General features: G+C 63.2%; 21 protein-coding genes and 1 tRNA gene. 7 read left to right on the plus strand and 15 right to left on the minus strand.

What is annotated here, in order from left to right; all coding sequences use genetic code 11:
• The first annotated feature begins 95 nt into the window (after positions 1-95).
• A complete protein-coding gene (locus tag AC0L24_RS23935) occupies positions 96-743 on the plus strand; it encodes a glutathione S-transferase family protein (protein WP_292138634.1) in 648 nt (215 codons plus the stop codon).
• Between the two features lie 101 nt (positions 744-844).
• On the opposite strand, the gene AC0L24_RS23940 is transcribed toward AC0L24_RS23935, so the two are convergent.
• From AC0L24_RS23940 to AC0L24_RS23950, 3 genes are all read right to left on the minus strand, one after another.
• Positions 845-1,846: an aldo/keto reductase gene (locus AC0L24_RS23940; protein ID WP_128289413.1), complete on the minus strand. Its 1,002-nt coding sequence runs from the start codon at positions 1,844-1,846 to the stop codon at positions 845-847.
• Between the two features lie 128 nt (positions 1,847-1,974).
• Positions 1,975-2,169 (minus strand): hypothetical protein, encoded by a 195-nt coding sequence (locus AC0L24_RS23945; protein ID WP_127382563.1) that lies wholly within the window; start codon positions 2,167-2,169, stop codon positions 1,975-1,977.
• A 417-nt stretch (positions 2,170-2,586) separates the two neighbouring features.
• Positions 2,587-3,471, minus strand: a complete 885-nt coding sequence (locus AC0L24_RS23950; protein ID WP_473564194.1) for a LysR family transcriptional regulator — start codon at positions 3,469-3,471, stop codon at positions 2,587-2,589.
• 103 nt (positions 3,472-3,574) lie between these two features.
• On the opposite strand from AC0L24_RS23950, the gene AC0L24_RS23955 reads away from it, so the two are divergent.
• Positions 3,575-4,444 (plus strand): SDR family oxidoreductase, encoded by an 870-nt coding sequence (locus AC0L24_RS23955; RefSeq protein WP_473564195.1) that lies wholly within the window; start codon positions 3,575-3,577, stop codon positions 4,442-4,444.
• A gap of 82 nt (positions 4,445-4,526) precedes the next feature.
• On the opposite strand, the gene AC0L24_RS23960 is transcribed toward AC0L24_RS23955, so the two are convergent.
• Positions 4,527-4,844 (minus strand): hypothetical protein, encoded by a 318-nt coding sequence (locus AC0L24_RS23960; protein ID WP_127269194.1) that lies wholly within the window; start codon positions 4,842-4,844, stop codon positions 4,527-4,529.
• 280 nt (positions 4,845-5,124) lie between these two features.
• Between AC0L24_RS23960 and AC0L24_RS23965 the strand changes: the two genes are divergently transcribed.
• A complete protein-coding gene (locus AC0L24_RS23965; RefSeq protein WP_127269195.1) occupies positions 5,125-5,367 on the plus strand; it encodes a hypothetical protein in 243 nt (80 codons plus the stop codon).
• 96 nt (positions 5,368-5,463) lie between these two features.
• Here the strand turns inward: AC0L24_RS23965 and AC0L24_RS23970 are convergent, their stop codons facing one another.
• The 5 genes from AC0L24_RS23970 to AC0L24_RS23990 all read right to left on the minus strand — a co-directional run bounded on the left by AC0L24_RS23970 (position 5,464) and on the right by AC0L24_RS23990 (position 7,685).
• A complete protein-coding gene (locus tag AC0L24_RS23970) occupies positions 5,464-5,670 on the minus strand; it encodes a hypothetical protein (RefSeq protein ID WP_013530768.1) in 207 nt (68 codons plus the stop codon).
• 196 nt (positions 5,671-5,866) lie between these two features.
• Positions 5,867-6,052, minus strand: coding sequence for a hypothetical protein (locus AC0L24_RS23975; RefSeq protein WP_292681422.1), 186 nt, complete (start codon positions 6,050-6,052; stop codon positions 5,867-5,869).
• A 318-nt stretch (positions 6,053-6,370) separates the two neighbouring features.
• Positions 6,371-6,444: transfer RNA gene (locus AC0L24_RS23980), tRNA-Gln, on the minus strand.
• Positions 6,445-6,528: 84 nt separating this feature from the next.
• Positions 6,529-6,822, minus strand: a complete 294-nt coding sequence (locus AC0L24_RS23985; protein ID WP_128289412.1) for a hypothetical protein — start codon at positions 6,820-6,822, stop codon at positions 6,529-6,531.
• Positions 6,823-7,202: 380 nt separating this feature from the next.
• The gene (locus AC0L24_RS23990) at positions 7,203-7,685 is read right to left on the minus strand and encodes a pyridoxamine 5'-phosphate oxidase family protein (RefSeq protein ID WP_127269199.1); all 483 of its coding nucleotides are present in this window, start codon (positions 7,683-7,685) and stop codon (positions 7,203-7,205) included.
• Between the two features lie 186 nt (positions 7,686-7,871).
• Between AC0L24_RS23990 and AC0L24_RS23995 the strand changes: the two genes are divergently transcribed.
• Positions 7,872-8,927, plus strand: a complete 1,056-nt coding sequence (locus AC0L24_RS23995; RefSeq protein WP_473564196.1) for a PAS domain S-box protein — start codon at positions 7,872-7,874, stop codon at positions 8,925-8,927.
• A gap of 141 nt (positions 8,928-9,068) precedes the next feature.
• Positions 9,069-9,617, plus strand: a complete 549-nt coding sequence (locus tag AC0L24_RS24000; protein WP_127809862.1) for an MgtC/SapB family protein — start codon at positions 9,069-9,071, stop codon at positions 9,615-9,617.
• Here AC0L24_RS24000 and AC0L24_RS24005 read toward each other — a convergent pair.
• Positions 9,597-10,535, minus strand: a complete 939-nt coding sequence (locus AC0L24_RS24005; RefSeq protein ID WP_174800316.1) for an alpha/beta fold hydrolase — start codon at positions 10,533-10,535, stop codon at positions 9,597-9,599. The two genes, AC0L24_RS24000 and AC0L24_RS24005, sit on opposite strands and share 21 nt — an antisense overlap.
• Positions 10,536-10,681: 146 nt before the next feature.
• On the opposite strand from AC0L24_RS24005, the gene AC0L24_RS24010 reads away from it, so the two are divergent.
• Complete coding sequence (locus AC0L24_RS24010) at positions 10,682-10,990, plus strand: hypothetical protein (protein WP_127331689.1); 309 nt, start codon at positions 10,682-10,684, stop codon at positions 10,988-10,990.
• A gap of 90 nt (positions 10,991-11,080) precedes the next feature.
• Positions 11,081-11,215 carry a hypothetical protein gene (locus AC0L24_RS24015; protein WP_281035303.1) on the plus strand — a complete coding sequence of 45 codons (135 nt, stop codon included), beginning with the start codon at positions 11,081-11,083 and terminating at the stop codon, positions 11,213-11,215.
• Positions 11,216-11,301: 86 nt separating this feature from the next.
• On the opposite strand, the gene AC0L24_RS24020 is transcribed toward AC0L24_RS24015, so the two are convergent.
• From AC0L24_RS24020 to AC0L24_RS24040, 5 genes are all read right to left on the minus strand, one after another.
• Entirely contained in the window at positions 11,302-11,547 is a 246-nt protein-coding gene (locus AC0L24_RS24020; protein ID WP_127331690.1) for a DUF982 domain-containing protein, read from the minus strand.
• A gap of 14 nt (positions 11,548-11,561) precedes the next feature.
• Positions 11,562-11,798, minus strand: coding sequence for a DUF982 domain-containing protein (locus tag AC0L24_RS24025; RefSeq protein WP_127270771.1), 237 nt, complete (start codon positions 11,796-11,798; stop codon positions 11,562-11,564).
• A 93-nt stretch (positions 11,799-11,891) separates the two neighbouring features.
• Complete coding sequence (locus AC0L24_RS24030; protein WP_473564197.1) at positions 11,892-12,335, minus strand: GFA family protein; 444 nt, start codon at positions 12,333-12,335, stop codon at positions 11,892-11,894.
• 170 nt (positions 12,336-12,505) lie between these two features.
• Positions 12,506-12,685, minus strand: coding sequence for a DUF3606 domain-containing protein (locus AC0L24_RS24035; RefSeq protein WP_023813816.1), 180 nt, complete (start codon positions 12,683-12,685; stop codon positions 12,506-12,508).
• A 485-nt stretch (positions 12,686-13,170) separates the two neighbouring features.
• Positions 13,171-13,362 (minus strand): hypothetical protein, encoded by a 192-nt coding sequence (locus tag AC0L24_RS24040; RefSeq protein WP_292696672.1) that lies wholly within the window; start codon positions 13,360-13,362, stop codon positions 13,171-13,173.
• Between the last annotated feature and the right edge of the window lie 135 nt (positions 13,363-13,497).

A 13,497-nucleotide genomic window follows, 5' to 3' on the forward strand; every position in this document is an offset into this window, starting at 1 on the left:
CTGCGGAAAATAGTTCACACCGATGTCGATTTCCGGGAGGCCCATTCGTCTTCACGATAGGGAGCCGAAGAATTCGCCCAATCAGGAACGATGCGATGACAATCACCATCACGGCATTTGAGCGATCGCCCGATCGCGGCAAGGGACTGGCGCGCGATACGCGCGTTCGCTGGGCGCTCGAAGAGGTAGGGCTGCCTTATGAGGTTCGGTTTGTTTCCTTCGCGCAGATGAAGGCGCCGGACCATCTGGCCCTCCATCCCTTCGGCCAGATCCCCACCTACGAGGAGGGTTCTCTCTCACTGTTCGAGACCGGCTCGATCATCCTTCACCTTGCCGAGCAGCACGCGGGCCTGCTGCCCGGCGATCGCGATGCCCGCGCGCGTGCGATCACGTGGATGTTTGCCGCACTTAACACAGTCGAGCCGCCGATCCTCGAATTGACGACGGCAAAGATATTCCAAGCTGACAAGCCCTGGAGCGAGGAGCGTTTGCCATTGGTGAAGGATCGTGTTCGCGCCTGTCTCGACAGGCTCTCGGCTCGTCTGGACGCCGCCGAGTGGCTCGACGATGCATTCAGCGCGGGCGATCTGTTGATGGTATCGGTGCTGCTGCGACTAAGAATGTCGGGCATTTTGGACGAATATCAAAACCTTGCTGCATATGTAGCGCGCGGTGAAGCTCGGCCTGCTTACATCAGGGCTTTCGCTGCGCAATTTGCGATCAACGCTCCACCGGCCAGCTGAAACATTGGCTGATAAAGCCGAGCCGACAGCCGATTTGACATCAGCTGCCGCCGAAGAGTTGAGCGAGAGCATTGCCCTCAGAGCGAGACGGGCGGCGCCCCCTACCGGTCGACCATCGCCATGCCCCGCTCGGTGTAGCGCGGGCCGGAGATTTTCCCCGGCGCGAGCGCTTCGTCGAGCGCGGCCATCTCGGCGGCATCGAGTTTGATCGCGGCGGCGGCGACGTTCTCTCCCAGGTATTTTGTGCGCTTGGTGCCGGGGATCGGCACGATGTCGATGCCAAAGCCGTCGCCCTTCGCCAGCAGCCAGGCCAGCGCGATCTGGCCGGGCTTGATGCCTTTGGCTGCTGCGATGTCGCTCACCTTGGCGGCCGCCTCGACATTGGCGTCGTAGTTTTCGCCTTGGTAGCGCGGGTCGTTGCGGCGATAATCGCCGTCGGGATAGTCTTCCGCGCGCTTGACCTGGCCGGTGAGAAAACCTCGGCCGAGCGGCGAGAACGGCACCAGGCCGATGCCGAGTTCGCCAAGCAGCGGGATGATCTCCGGCTCCAGATTGCGCTCCCACAGCGAATACTCGCTCTGCACCGCTGACACCGGGTGCGCAGCATGCGCCCGGCGGATGTTGGCCGCGCCGGCCTCCGACAGGCCGAAGAAGCGCACCTTGCCTTGCGCGACGAGTTCGCCGACGGCGCCCGCGACATCCTCCATCGGCACCGCCGGGTCGACGCGGTGCTGGTAGAGCAGGTCGATATGGTCGGTTCCGAGGCGGCCGAGCGAGGCTTCCACGACCTCACGAATATGCTCGGGCCGGCTGTCGGTTCCGGCCTGCTTGCCGTTTTCGATACGGAAGCCGAATTTCGTGGCGATCGTCACCTGGTCGCGCTTGCCCTTTAACGCCCGACCGAGCAAGGCTTCGTTGGCGTAGGGACCATAGACCTCCGCGGTGTCGAGGAAGGTGCAGCCGAGTTCGATGGCACGGTGCAGCGTGGCGATGGATTCGGCCTCGTCGGCCGGGCCGTAGGACTGGCTCATGCCCATGCAGCCGAGGCCGATGGCCGAGACCTGCAGCCCCTGGCTGCCGAGCTTGCGTGTTTTCAGGGTCATGGCAGGCGTTCTCCGGGAAGGGTCCAGGAATTATAGCAGCCGATCGCTCAATTCCCACAGGGTGTTCGGCCGCATGCCGATGGCTTGAAGACGACGCGGCCGCCCCATGGCTGCTCCATGCGGCGGCGCTATTCTTCCACGGCCAGGATCACTCCGGCAATCGCGGCGCCGACAAAAGCGCCCACGGATGCGCCGACAAGGGGATCGGCCATGATATGGTTGCCGACCACTTCGCCGACACCGCCTCCAGCCAATGTGCCGGCAATTATACCGATGAAAAGGCGGAGAAGTGGATCTGTAGTCAGGCGATTCAGCATCATCATGGCCTTTGCAGCTCGCTCACATGTTGGAGGCGACATCGCGGGTGGACGGAGGCTTGGGCCTATGAGCGGCACGCTGATTTGACGCCTGCGGCGCAACGCTGGGCGTGGCTTTGGCATTCCTAGCGGTGTTGGACGCTTGCGCCTTGCGGCGCCTGAGCCAGTTGGATGACAGTTCGGCAAGGAGACTACGCAGAGCCTTCACCACGTCCTCCTGAGTGCGGCGAGGCCAAAACCTCCATGCACCCAGTTTGTTCCACACCGAAAACAATCGTTCGCGAAACGGGCCTGCCGGCGCGATCGGCCTGTTTTCCGGGTTCTGTCGAGGAGTGGATCGGAGGTCGCGGCATGTTCTGCCAAGCAGGCTGGCAGGTGACGTGACGCTGCCCAGGCCCCAGCGCGCTGAAAGCGGGTTCGGCATCACCTGCCGATATAGGCGGCCAGTTCGTCCGGCGTCCCGTTCGGGAAGGCCTGTTTCAGAAAGTCCAGGAAAGCCGACACGCGCGGGCTGAGCAGCCGCCGAGACGGGTAGAGCGTCCACAGAGCGATTACCGGCCCGTCAATGTCTCCCCAGTTCACCAGTGTGCCGTCAGCCAAATCGTGGGCCACCAACGAAATGGGAAGACGTGCTGCCCCGACCCCCGCTCGCACCGCATCGCGCACCATAATGAGCGTTCCCAAAGCGAGGACCGGCTCGATTTCTATCGCCGACCGGCCAGCCTCTGTCTTCACGTGCCATGTTTGCCGTTCGCCTGTCCCGCGCGCAACGCCAGGGGCCGGATCACCGGTGCGAGGAAGTTGAGGGCTCGCCACGACGACCAGCCGGTCGCGGAGAAACGCCCGTCCGACCAGGCTTTCATCGGGATCCGGGTTGACCCGGATCACCAGGTCGTAGCCTTCCTCGATCATGTCCACAGCCCGGTCCTCCGTCGTGACCTCCAGCCTCACCTCCGGAAATTTGAGGGCAAATCCCGCGGCGATCCTCCCCATCGCGGTCTGAGAAAAAAGCAGGGGCGCGCTGATACGCAATCTGCCCTTGGGTTTCCGACCGCCCGAGGCGATCTCCGCAGCCGTCTCGTCCAGTTCGGCAAGCAATACTCCCGTCCGCTCGAAGAGCGCCCGTCCTTCTTCGGTCAGCTTCAGGTTGCGCGCGCCCCGTTCAAACAGGCGCAGGTCAAGGCTGCTCTCCAAGTCTCCAACCCGCCGCGACAAGGTTGCCTTGGGCCGGCCGGTGGCCCTTGCCGCTTTGCCGAAACCGCCATGGCGGGCAACGAGGTTGAAATCGGTGAGGGCCAGAAGATCCATGAGTGTTCCACCAGTGAGACGGTGCGTCTAAAATTTCGGCCTGTTTGACTGTTTGTGAGCCACACATATTGGGCCTGTCAAGCAACCCAACAGGAGAAATTCCATGACCATCCTCGTTACCGGCGCCACAGGCAATGTTGGCCGCCAAGTCGTCGAGCACCTCGTCAAGCGTGGCGCCGACGTCCGTGCTCTCGTCCGCGATCCGTCGAAAGCCAGCTTTCCGGCAGGCGTATCGGTCGCGCAAGGCGATTTTCTCGATGTCGATTCACTGCGCAAAGTCATGTCCGGCGTTTCCACCCTGTTCCTCTTGAACGCCGTGGTGCCGGACGAATTCACCCAGGCTTTGGTCGCGCTGAACGTCGCCCGATCGGCGGGCATCGAGCGGATCGTCTATCTCTCGGTGATCCATGCGGACGTCTATGTGAACGTGCCGCATTTCGCCGGCAAATTCGGCGTCGAGCGAATGATCGAGCAGATGGGCTTCCAGGCCACGATCCTGCGCCCGGCCTATTTCATCCAGAACGACCTGATGATCGAAGACGTCATCACCGGCTACGGCACCTACACAATGCCGGTCGGCGCCAAGGGGCTCGCCATGGTCGACGTGCGTGATATCGCCGAGATCGCCGCTCTCGAGCTGCTGCGCCGCGAACGGTCCGCGGAGCCGCTTGCGCTCGAGCGGATCAACCTCGTCGGTCCGCAGACACTGACCGGGACGGATATCGCCGCCATCTGGTCCGACGTGCTTGCCCGCCCGATCAGTTACGGCGGCGACAACACCGAAGGTTTCGAGCAGAATCTCAAGCAGTTCCTGCCTGCCTGGATGGCGTACGATATGCGCTTGATGGGCGAACGGTTCCTGACCGACGGAATGCTGCCCGAGGCCGGCGACGTCGAGCGCCTGACCACGCTTCTGGGCCGCCCGCTGCGCCCCTATCGCGACTTCGCCTCACAAATCGCCGGCTCCGCCTGACGGGAACGGCTTCGGTCATCACCAAGTTTGAGGAGGCCGCCTTGACTCGCACGGGACAAATGCGCGTTCAGCCGGAATTGCCTTACTGCAGGGTGGCCTCACCAGGTCTGTCGAGTTGGGCGTTGACGCGCTCACCATCGTCGCCACCGAGGCCATCCACGAACAGACCAGCTACGCCGTCGAAATTGGTGAGCCCGTCGAATTCAATTGCCGCGCCAATCAGCTGGGCTGCTTGGAAGACAAGGTATTCGACGTCCTCGAGGGCGACGTTTTCGGCCAGATTCCTGACCCTTACATGCTCCGCCACCGCCGTGATGCTGACGATGCCGGTCTTCCTGAAGGCGACCTGGACTGCTGAACGGACGTCATCGCGTAGTCGCGCCGAGTAATCATACCGCATCGAAACCTCCCAAGGGGACCGGTTTTCGTTGAGGTTGCACAATGCGGCAGAGGCTTCGTCTTGGCAAGTCACGAATTAAAAAATATCTAAACAAATCAGGTAGTTACAATAGTTATGCAAGTGTGCGCCTTACGCCGAATACCCATGAGACTCATCTTGAGCATGAGAAGCAGTTCACCCATCGCGAGGTCTTGACGCGCTAGGAGCGGCTTCCTAATTATGCGGTAAGTGAGTTGAATACTCATTCTACGTATTTGTGGTGCTGAGCGAGGGAAGCGCGATGACTGAACTGGAACGCCCGGAACGGTTGCAGATCATGCTGACGTCAGACGAACTGGCGGCGCTGGAAAACTGGCGCTTCGACAAGCGCATGCCGAGCCGTTCGGCCGCCGTGAGGGAATTGCTGCGGCGCGGTCTTGCCTCGGATGGCTTCCTGACGGCGGAGCAAGGGACGAAGTCGCAAGACTTCGGCATCCTGCCAACCGCCGGCGGCAACGGCATTTCCGACGGCGGCAAGGAGTAGGGCGGTTCACCACGCGTGAGCCGCCCTGGCCCCGCAGGCCGGTCGGCAGTTGCCGCGACGCGGCGCCGGCTGGCGTAGCGGGACGAGACTCTCGGTTCAGAGGATGTTGGTCGTCACTTCGACGACGATCGCGGCACCTTCCAGGCTGCCATTGGTGACGTGCACGACGCGCGATACCCGCAGATCCTGCGTGGTTCCGTCGATCGACAGCGCAACACTTTCGCCGATCCGGGGAACCGCCTGGAAAACGGCGTCCGTGGCCTCCGGCCGGTTGTCGATCGATATGCGGCAGTTGACGGTCATGAGATGTCTCCTGTGTCGGCCCGGTGGTCAACGCAGGGTCCGCGAAATGGTTTCAGGAGCCGGATGCAACTTAACGGCGCCCGGATTCGTAAAGCAGTAATTGCTCCATCGTTCATCGTAACGGAGCAACAGCTCGCTGGGGAGGGCGTTGGGGCTGCCCCGGCGAGCTTGATCCGATTTGCCCAGGGGCGCTGCGTCACCGAGGTATGGAGACGAGTTCCGGAGCCCGCAGTTCCCCGGCCATCCTTGCCGCCTGGAAGATTGTCATCAAAACCAGGATGGGCTCACCCTCGGTCGGGTTGATGGTCAGGACGACGCGGCCGAGCTCGTCGCTCATGCCGCAAGACCAGTCCTTCACGGCTATCACTTTTCTCGCGGCCATATGCCTTCTCCTGAACCGGAGGTCCCCTGCGGGCTACGCCGTCTGGAGTTGGTCGACAGAACCTTCGCCTGACATTGCAACCAGCCGAAATGCGGCAAATGCGGCCAATATTATGAAAACCGCCGTGACGTTCAGGGACATCGTCGATGCAAGGACGCCCCCGTCAAAGCAACTCAGTTCCATGGCGCTGCACCCCTTGAAGCCACTGACGGTCCGGATGATGATCCTGCTTGGGGCGAAATACAAGCGTTCGCTAATACGCTGATGCCGGCTGGCCAGCCCTGCGCGCAGCTTTTGAACAGCCGAACGCTTGGTTGCTGGTTCCCGCTCAAGGGCTCGAACCTCGATTCACGCCTTCAAAGGGCGCTGTCCTACCATTAGACGAAGCGGGAAAATGCACGTTGCGCCCCACCCCTAGCCGGTTCGCGCGCCGGGATCAACGCACTGCGGCGGCAAAGCCGATTGGAAGCGCGGTGTCAGTCCGGAAAGTTGGTGACAGGTTCCTCGCAGCGGTAGACCGGGCAGCTGCCGTCACGGGTCGGGACATAGGCCGACATCGGCACCTCCGGCCAGTCGCATTCGTTGCCGAACTGCCTGACATAGCGGTCATAGGTGTTGGGGCCGGTGGTCAGCACCACGGCATGGCGGCTTTGGAGCAGTTGCCGGAGTTGGTCGCAACTCATCGTGCGGGTGTCAGGCCTGGCTTCGGCGAGGCCGGTCGCGGCCAGCAGGATCGCTGCCGTTATCAAGGCAATTCGGCGCATCGGCATGGCTGTTCCCTCGAATGGATATATCGGCCGAAACTCGCATCCCGGCGGGTGGTTCCGCAACCGCCGGCTGGCCGTCTGTGGCGGCGCAACCAAATGGTCCGTCGTGCATTGCTGAGGATGGATGGCAGGAAGCCCTACGAAACCCCGCAATGGCGGCCCGGAAACGGGGATCGCGAGGCCATGTGCTGTTCTTTCTGCGGCGGGCGCGACCACAGCTATGAGGACTGTCCGCAAAGGGATACTGACGCCGATCCAGTGCCGAAGCCCCTGACCCTCCCAAGCCAGACTGATCCGCGCCGGAATGCCGCCGGCAATATGTCAAATGCGACCCGCCGGCATTCGTACATCTGACTGATGTCGTGATTTTCAACGCCGTCCGGCTACATCCTGACCTTACCGGTGTCACCGATTTCCGGGCGGCTGTCGCTGACCGTTGCGGCCAGCATCTTCACATAGCTGACCACGGTGCCGGGGCTGTCCCAATACTGGGCGTCTTTCGGCGTCACCTTAAGCACGCGGATCGAAGGATCATCGGCACTGTCCCACCAGGCCTTGGCCGGGGTCGACCACAACTCCCTGATCTTGGCGCGGTCGTTCGAAACCGCCGCCAGACCGCTGACGGAAACATATTTCTGGCCGCCTGAATCGGCGAAGGCGAGACCGACATTGGGCTCGGCTTCGATCTCGTCATCCTTGTGACTGTCGACATCGGTGAGGAAGTAGACGGCGTTTTCGTCGCGCACCACATGCGCCGCCATCGGTCGCGAGCGGATGTCATCGCCTTCGCGAGTGGCGAGCATACAGAAGCCGATCCTGTCCATCAGTTTCCAGACCCGGTCGAGATCGCTGTTGCCGTCGCTCATTGTGTGCCTCCTTATTGAGCCGTCCACGGGGGGTGTCGGGTGCAACTCGCGCAGGCGCGCAAGGTTCCGGACATGAACTGCCCGGACTGTTCCTGGGAGGAATGTTGGAGGCGATTGCAACCAAAATGCACCGCGGCGCATTGGTGGCCATGCGCGCAATCCGCGCAGAGGGAGAAGGGGTCGACCGTGATAGATTTGGCGGGCCGTGATGCCTTGATCGCCATCACCGCCGATGCGCGGTTGGCAGCGATTGTCGATTCGTCCTTCGACGCCATCGTCAGCAAGGATCTGAACAGCATCATCACCAGTTGGAACGCGGCGGCGCAACGCATGTTCGGCTACACCGCCGAAGAGGCCGTCGGCCGCTCCGTGCTCATGCTCATCCCCGATCATCTCAAGGATGAAGAGACCGACATCATCAGCCGGGTTCGCAGGGGCGAGCTGCTGGCCAGCTACGAGACGATCCGCCGGCGCAAGGATGGCGGCCTCATCGCCGTGTCGCTGACCATTTCGCCGATCAGGAACGTGTCCGGCGAGATCATCGGCGCCTCGAAGATCGCCCGCGACATCACCGCCAGCAAGGAGAGCGAGCGCCGGATCAGGCTTTTGCTCCGCGAGGTGAACCATCGCGTCAAGAACCAGTTCGCGGTGATCCTCTCGATGATCAGGGAGACCAGCAAACGCTCGACCGATCCGCGTGAATTCGAGGAGTTGATCCGCTCCCGCATCATGGCGCTGTCGCGGTCGCACGATCTGCTGGTGAACTCGGAATGGGCCGGCGCCAGCCTCTTCGACCTCGCCCAGGAGCAGCTCAAGCCGTTCGGCCACGAGGCGCGGGTATCGCTCTCCGGGCCGCTTTTGACCCTGCAGCCGAACGCCGTGCAGAATCTCGGCATGGCATTTCATGAACTCGGCACCAACTCATCAAAATATGGCGCGCTGGCGAGCGAGGCCGGGCGGCTCGAGATCACCTGGCGGATCGTCGAAGGCGTTTCGGACAAGCGGGAAATTCATCTGGTCTGGGACGAGACGATGCCGGTGCGCGAGGGAGAGCGGCGGGACGAAAGCACGCGCAAGGGTTTCGGCACCGTCGTCCTGCAACGGGTCGCGCCGCAATCGCTGAACGGCTTGGCGGTGCTGGATCGCAGCCCGGGCCATCTCAAATGGTCCCTGACGGCGCCCCTGGACTCGATCATCGTTCCGCAGTTCGGCGCCGACCTGCCCGAAACCGAGCCTTCCTGAGCCCTTGAGGGTTGGTTCCATCAACCTCCCTTTGGCAGATGCGTATTCAAAAGCGGCCGCATCCTTGCCGCACCTGGCCGTGGATTCAGGAACCGCGACCCGGTGGCCGCGTTGTGGCGTCAAGCTTTTGGAGGGGACATCATGGAACAGCTCGTCGAGGAATTCGGCCATTCCACCTACACCTCGTTTCCGGTCATCGCGGCGCGGCTGTTGCTGGCCACCCTCTATGGCGCGGTCATCGGTTTCGAACGCGAATGGCGCAACCGCCCGGCCGGACTTCGCACGCATATTCTCGTCTGCGTCGCCGCCGCCACCTTCGGCATCCTGACGGTCGAGATCGTGCACGCGCCGATGTTCGCCGGGGAATCGGTCAAGGTCGATCCGATCCGGGTGGTCGAGGCGGTGACCGCCGGCGTCGCTTTCCTCGCCGCCGGCTCGATCATGTTTTCGCGCGGCGAGGTGCATGGGCTGACGACCGGCGCCGGCATGTGGCTGGCGGGCGCGATCGGCGTCGCCTGCGGACTGGGTCTTTGGCAAGTGGCCGGGTTCGGCACGCTGATCGTGCTGGTCGTTGCCGGCTTTCTGCGCCGGTTCGAAAGCGGACCCGGCCTTGCCGCCGGTGATGAAGGCAGTCAGGCAAAGGCGGAAAAGGAGGGGGCCTCGGCCCGATCAAAGGGAGGGCGAAGGTAATCCCGTTCGCCGAGAGATGCCGTGACTGGTTTCACCGAAGAAGCCGGCCAGCAGATCGGCCGTCCGCGCCGGATTCTCCTCGGGAAAGAAGTGTCCACCTGGCATCGCCTGGCCACGCACATCGTCGGCCCAGCCCTGCCACAGCGCCAGCGGCCCGCCTTCGCCGGCATACCATTGCGCCAACGCGCCCTGACCGCTCCATAGCGCCAGCAGCGGGCAGCGGATGCGCCGGCCGGCTGCCTTGTCGGCATGATCGTGCTCGCGGTCGAGCGTGGCTGCCGCCCGATATTCCTCGCAGATGGCATGGGCGTGGGCAGGCGCGCGCAAGGCCTCGACATAGGCCCGACGCACTTCGGCTGGAAACGCCGATGGCGGCGAGCCCCAGCCGTTGAGCGCATTGTCGACGACCGCCTCGGCGGCGCCGGACAGGATCTTTTCCGGCAACGGCTCGGGCTGCGCCAGCAGCGACCATGGCCAATAACCCAGCGCCAGCCTGGCGTCGGCCCGGTCCCAGGCATCGGCGGTCGGCACGATGTCGAGAACGGCGAGCTTGTCGATGCTGCCCCGATGATCGAGCGCCATGCGGTAGGCGACACGCCCGCCGCGATCATGGCCGGCGACCATGAATCTGCTGAAACCCAGCTTCTCCATCAGCCTCATCATATCGGCGGCCATGGTGCGCTTGGCATAGGGGGCGTGGTCGGGAGTGGATGCCGGACAGGAACTGCGGCCATAGCCGCGTAGGTCGGCGCAGACGACGCTGAACCGGCTGGCCAGAGCGGGGGCGATGTCGCGCCACATCAGATACGTCTGCGGAAAGCCGTGCAGCAACAGCAGCGGTGGCCCGCCGCCGGCGCGCAGGCAGAATATGCCGGCATCGCCGGTGTCGATTTCCGCGCCTTGAAAACCTTCGAACATGATCGCCTCCGGCACGCGCAACGGCCGGCAAACGGGTTTGGTTGCAATGCCGCGCGGCGAGGCGGCCAACCTTTTTCAGCGACAGGCGTTGTCCCTTTGAAAGGAAGGTCGCCGCGGGCGACCGTGAAAGAAAGAAGGAGGCAGTGATGAGAATTCTTGCCATCATGCCACTAGGCCTCATGCTGGCGCTGGCAGTGCCGGCCGCGGCCCAGCAGCAGAACGACAGCCAGGCGCCGCAGGCCGACAAATGCAGGGCTCAGACCGAGCAAGGGGCAAAACAGCAGCCTGGACAGCAGGCCGATGACGGCAATTTGACCGCGAAGCTCAACGACTGCGGCGGCGTGCTGAAACCGCCCCCGACGGGCGACCAGGGCATGGCGGCGCCGGCGCCGAACGAAGGCAAGACGCCGGTGATCAAGCCGGGTGAAGTGCCGCCCCAGCCGCCGAAGCAATAACCTCCGCTCGCTGGTATTATCGCGCAAGCTAATGGAACCTCGTTATCTTGGGGGCGTTTCTCTCACGACTTGGAATTCGGAGAGATTATCGTGAGAGATATTGCGACCACAGCCACGTTGCTTGCCTCGATTGCCATCGTGATTGCCTTGATTCTGCTGGCGCCGAAGAGTTTTGGCTTCGAAACCTCACACCCGATCGTACAGGGCGAGCTTCCGGCGGAATAATCGGATCGAGTATTGCGGGTGATCAGGACGATTTGCGTGAAGCAGGCGAGGCACGATGTCCCGCCTGCTTCTTTTCATTGAAACCGCTATCGCACCAAGACGCCGGAGTGGCTGCAGAGCGCTGCGAACGCTTCCTGTGCCTCGGCAGCACCTGCATTGTTATCCAGGGCTGCTTCGACCTTCTCGCGCGCCGCCTGGTAGAACGGGCCGCGTTTGGCCTGCGGCCAGTCGATCAGGATTTCGCTGGCATCCTTGAGCGTGGCGACGTCGCGGATCGTGTCCGACCCATGCGGCTTGATCCGCATCGGTGTGGGCAAAATGAGCTCGGACATGTCCTGTTTTCCAACTACTGGAGGAGTTTTGCTTCGCGCGCGGCGTCGATCATCGCCCGCATCGCTTTTTCCGCCGGCGTCCAGCCATCCAGCGCATCGCGGCAACTGCGCAACGCCGCCCGGTAGCGCCGTCCCTGGCCAGACGGCCAGTCGCCGAGGCATTCCAGGCCTTCCCAGGCGCTGCGGATGATGCGCTCGCGCTCAGGCGCGAATTTCAGTCTGATGGGGCGGGGAAACATCTTGTCGTTCAACGGTCGTCTCCATGATTGCCGCAAGCCGCTGGCGACATGCGTGAGAGGCGACCGGTAACGTCGGCGACAGGGCAGGGTTCCCTTCCCAAGACATCAAATCTCGGCGTCGATGTCCGACAGCGATCTCGGCGTCGGCGCTTCGGCGCTGTGCTGCGCTGGGCGGTCATGCTCGAACTGTTCGGTGCCGGGCAGAGCGTGCAGCCAGGTCTCGCGCCTGGAGGTCCACAATTCATATTCGGGCACGAGATCGGTCGGCGCGATGTCGAGGCTGCCGATCGCCACCTCGGCCTCGTTGTCGTCGACCCAGGCGACGCGGCCGCCGCATGTCGGGCAAAAGCTGCGCGTGCCATAGGAGCTGACGAGGCCGGTGGTCTCGAAGGCTTCGCGCGGCCAGATGGCAAAGGCCGAGTAGACCGAACCGCCGGCCTTGCGGCAATCCTTGCAATGGCACAGGCCGACGCGCAGCGGCGCGCCGTGAACCTCGAACTGCACGCCGCCGCACAGGCAACTGCCGGTCCTGCGTATGGTGTCGGACATGACGCCCTCCCTCAATACGTGGCACTGCGGGCCGGGTGGGACAGATGCTCGTCTGCCGTTTCGTTGGCCAGGATGAGAAACCGGGAAAAAGACATCCTGTTCACCGTACCACCAGGCCCGTTGACACGGCCCGCAGCATCTTCAACGCCGCCCAGGCGAAATGGTTTCGGCTAGCCGCGGGCCGCCATATGGGCGTCGAGCTTCTTGCGCGAGGGGCCGTAGCGCTTGATGATGGTCTGTGCCTCGCTTGGCGGGATGCCGTATTTGCGGGCAAAGGCGGCAACCTCGTAGGGCTCTTCACTCGAGACCTGCTTGCGGTCCTGTTTCGTCTTCGACTTGTCGTCAGCCATCTCAGGCCTCGCTTTCTGTTGTCGGGGACGCGCAGCCTTCGGCGCCCGCGATCAACACGACATAACACAGATTGGCGCCGCCGGTTCCACCAGACGACACGGCCTGGGCTGCGATAGGCGTGTATCAGGCCGAGGGTCGCATGGGGTCGGCGGCGGCAGCGTGGTCGCCGTCACATTCGGAGCATGCCGCGCTGAGGCCGGGGCAGCCGCGCCGGTGCGTGCCGGCGGGGCAGCAATGGCCGTTGGAACTCGTCCAGCGGGGGCATTCGAAGACCTGACCAGCGCCGCCGCAGCCGCTGCACTCCAGCGGTGCCGACCGCTCGCCATGAGATGTCGCCCCAAACCTGACGCTCGTGCGCAAATTTCAGCCCACCCAAAATCCCTGCACCGACACACCGGTGCATTAGCCCCGACTAACGATAGCACTTCCGTGATTACCAACAAGTTTCAATCGCGGCGGCGCCGGAAAGCCGTTCGGGCCGTCGTCAGGCCGGCTTCAGCCGCATCGCGGCGAGATACATGAGCGCCGAGGCGGCCTGCCCGCGGTCCCAGCCGGCGGCCTCGACCTTGCGGAGCAGGGCGTCGAGATGCGGAGCCAGCATATCCCTGCATTCCTGTTCGTAGGCGGTGCTCGTCGCCGGATGCCGCGGTGCGCCGATGGTCAATGCCTTGGCCATGTCCGATTCCCCCTTGGAGCGAGCAATAATATGCCGTCAGCCGGCGAACCGAAAATCGCTCTTGCCGTACGGTGTGACGCTTCGAAAGCCCTCTGCGATCCTGTCGAGAAAAATTGGCCTGATGTGTCGGACCTG

This window comes from Mesorhizobium sp. WSM4809, assembly GCF_055811655.1.

Bases quoted from the DNA above. Each gene is read 5' to 3' on its own strand.
- AC0L24_RS23935 (WP_292138634.1), top strand. From the start codon at position 96: ATGACAATCACCATCACGGCATTTGAGCGATCGCCCGATCGCGGCAAG.
- AC0L24_RS23940 (WP_128289413.1), bottom strand. From the start codon at position 1,846: ATGACCCTGAAAACACGCAAGCTCGGCAGCCAGGGGCTGCAGGTCTCG.
- AC0L24_RS23945 (WP_127382563.1), bottom strand. From the start codon at position 2,169: ATGATGATGCTGAATCGCCTGACTACAGATCCACTTCTCCGCCTTTTC.
- AC0L24_RS23950 (WP_473564194.1), bottom strand. From the start codon at position 3,471: ATGGATCTTCTGGCCCTCACCGATTTCAACCTCGTTGCCCGCCATGGC.
- AC0L24_RS23955 (WP_473564195.1), top strand. From the start codon at position 3,575: ATGACCATCCTCGTTACCGGCGCCACAGGCAATGTTGGCCGCCAAGTC.
- AC0L24_RS23960 (WP_127269194.1), bottom strand. From the start codon at position 4,844: ATGCGGTATGATTACTCGGCGCGACTACGCGATGACGTCCGTTCAGCA.
- AC0L24_RS23965 (WP_127269195.1), top strand. From the start codon at position 5,125: ATGACTGAACTGGAACGCCCGGAACGGTTGCAGATCATGCTGACGTCA.
- AC0L24_RS23970 (WP_013530768.1), bottom strand. From the start codon at position 5,670: ATGACCGTCAACTGCCGCATATCGATCGACAACCGGCCGGAGGCCACG.
- AC0L24_RS23975 (WP_292681422.1), bottom strand. From the start codon at position 6,052: ATGGCCGCGAGAAAAGTGATAGCCGTGAAGGACTGGTCTTGCGGCATG.
- AC0L24_RS23985 (WP_128289412.1), bottom strand. From the start codon at position 6,822: ATGCCGATGCGCCGAATTGCCTTGATAACGGCAGCGATCCTGCTGGCC.
- AC0L24_RS23990 (WP_127269199.1), bottom strand. From the start codon at position 7,685: ATGAGCGACGGCAACAGCGATCTCGACCGGGTCTGGAAACTGATGGAC.
- AC0L24_RS24000 (WP_127809862.1), top strand. From the start codon at position 9,069: ATGGAACAGCTCGTCGAGGAATTCGGCCATTCCACCTACACCTCGTTT.
- AC0L24_RS24005 (WP_174800316.1), bottom strand. From the start codon at position 10,535: ATGTTCGAAGGTTTTCAAGGCGCGGAAATCGACACCGGCGATGCCGGC.
- AC0L24_RS24010 (WP_127331689.1), top strand. From the start codon at position 10,682: ATGAGAATTCTTGCCATCATGCCACTAGGCCTCATGCTGGCGCTGGCA.
- AC0L24_RS24020 (WP_127331690.1), bottom strand. From the start codon at position 11,547: ATGTCCGAGCTCATTTTGCCCACACCGATGCGGATCAAGCCGCATGGG.
- AC0L24_RS24030 (WP_473564197.1), bottom strand. From the start codon at position 12,335: ATGTCCGACACCATACGCAGGACCGGCAGTTGCCTGTGCGGCGGCGTG.
- AC0L24_RS24035 (WP_023813816.1), bottom strand. From the start codon at position 12,685: ATGGCTGACGACAAGTCGAAGACGAAACAGGACCGCAAGCAGGTCTCG.
- AC0L24_RS24040 (WP_292696672.1), bottom strand. From the start codon at position 13,362: ATGGCCAAGGCATTGACCATCGGCGCACCGCGGCATCCGGCGACGAGC.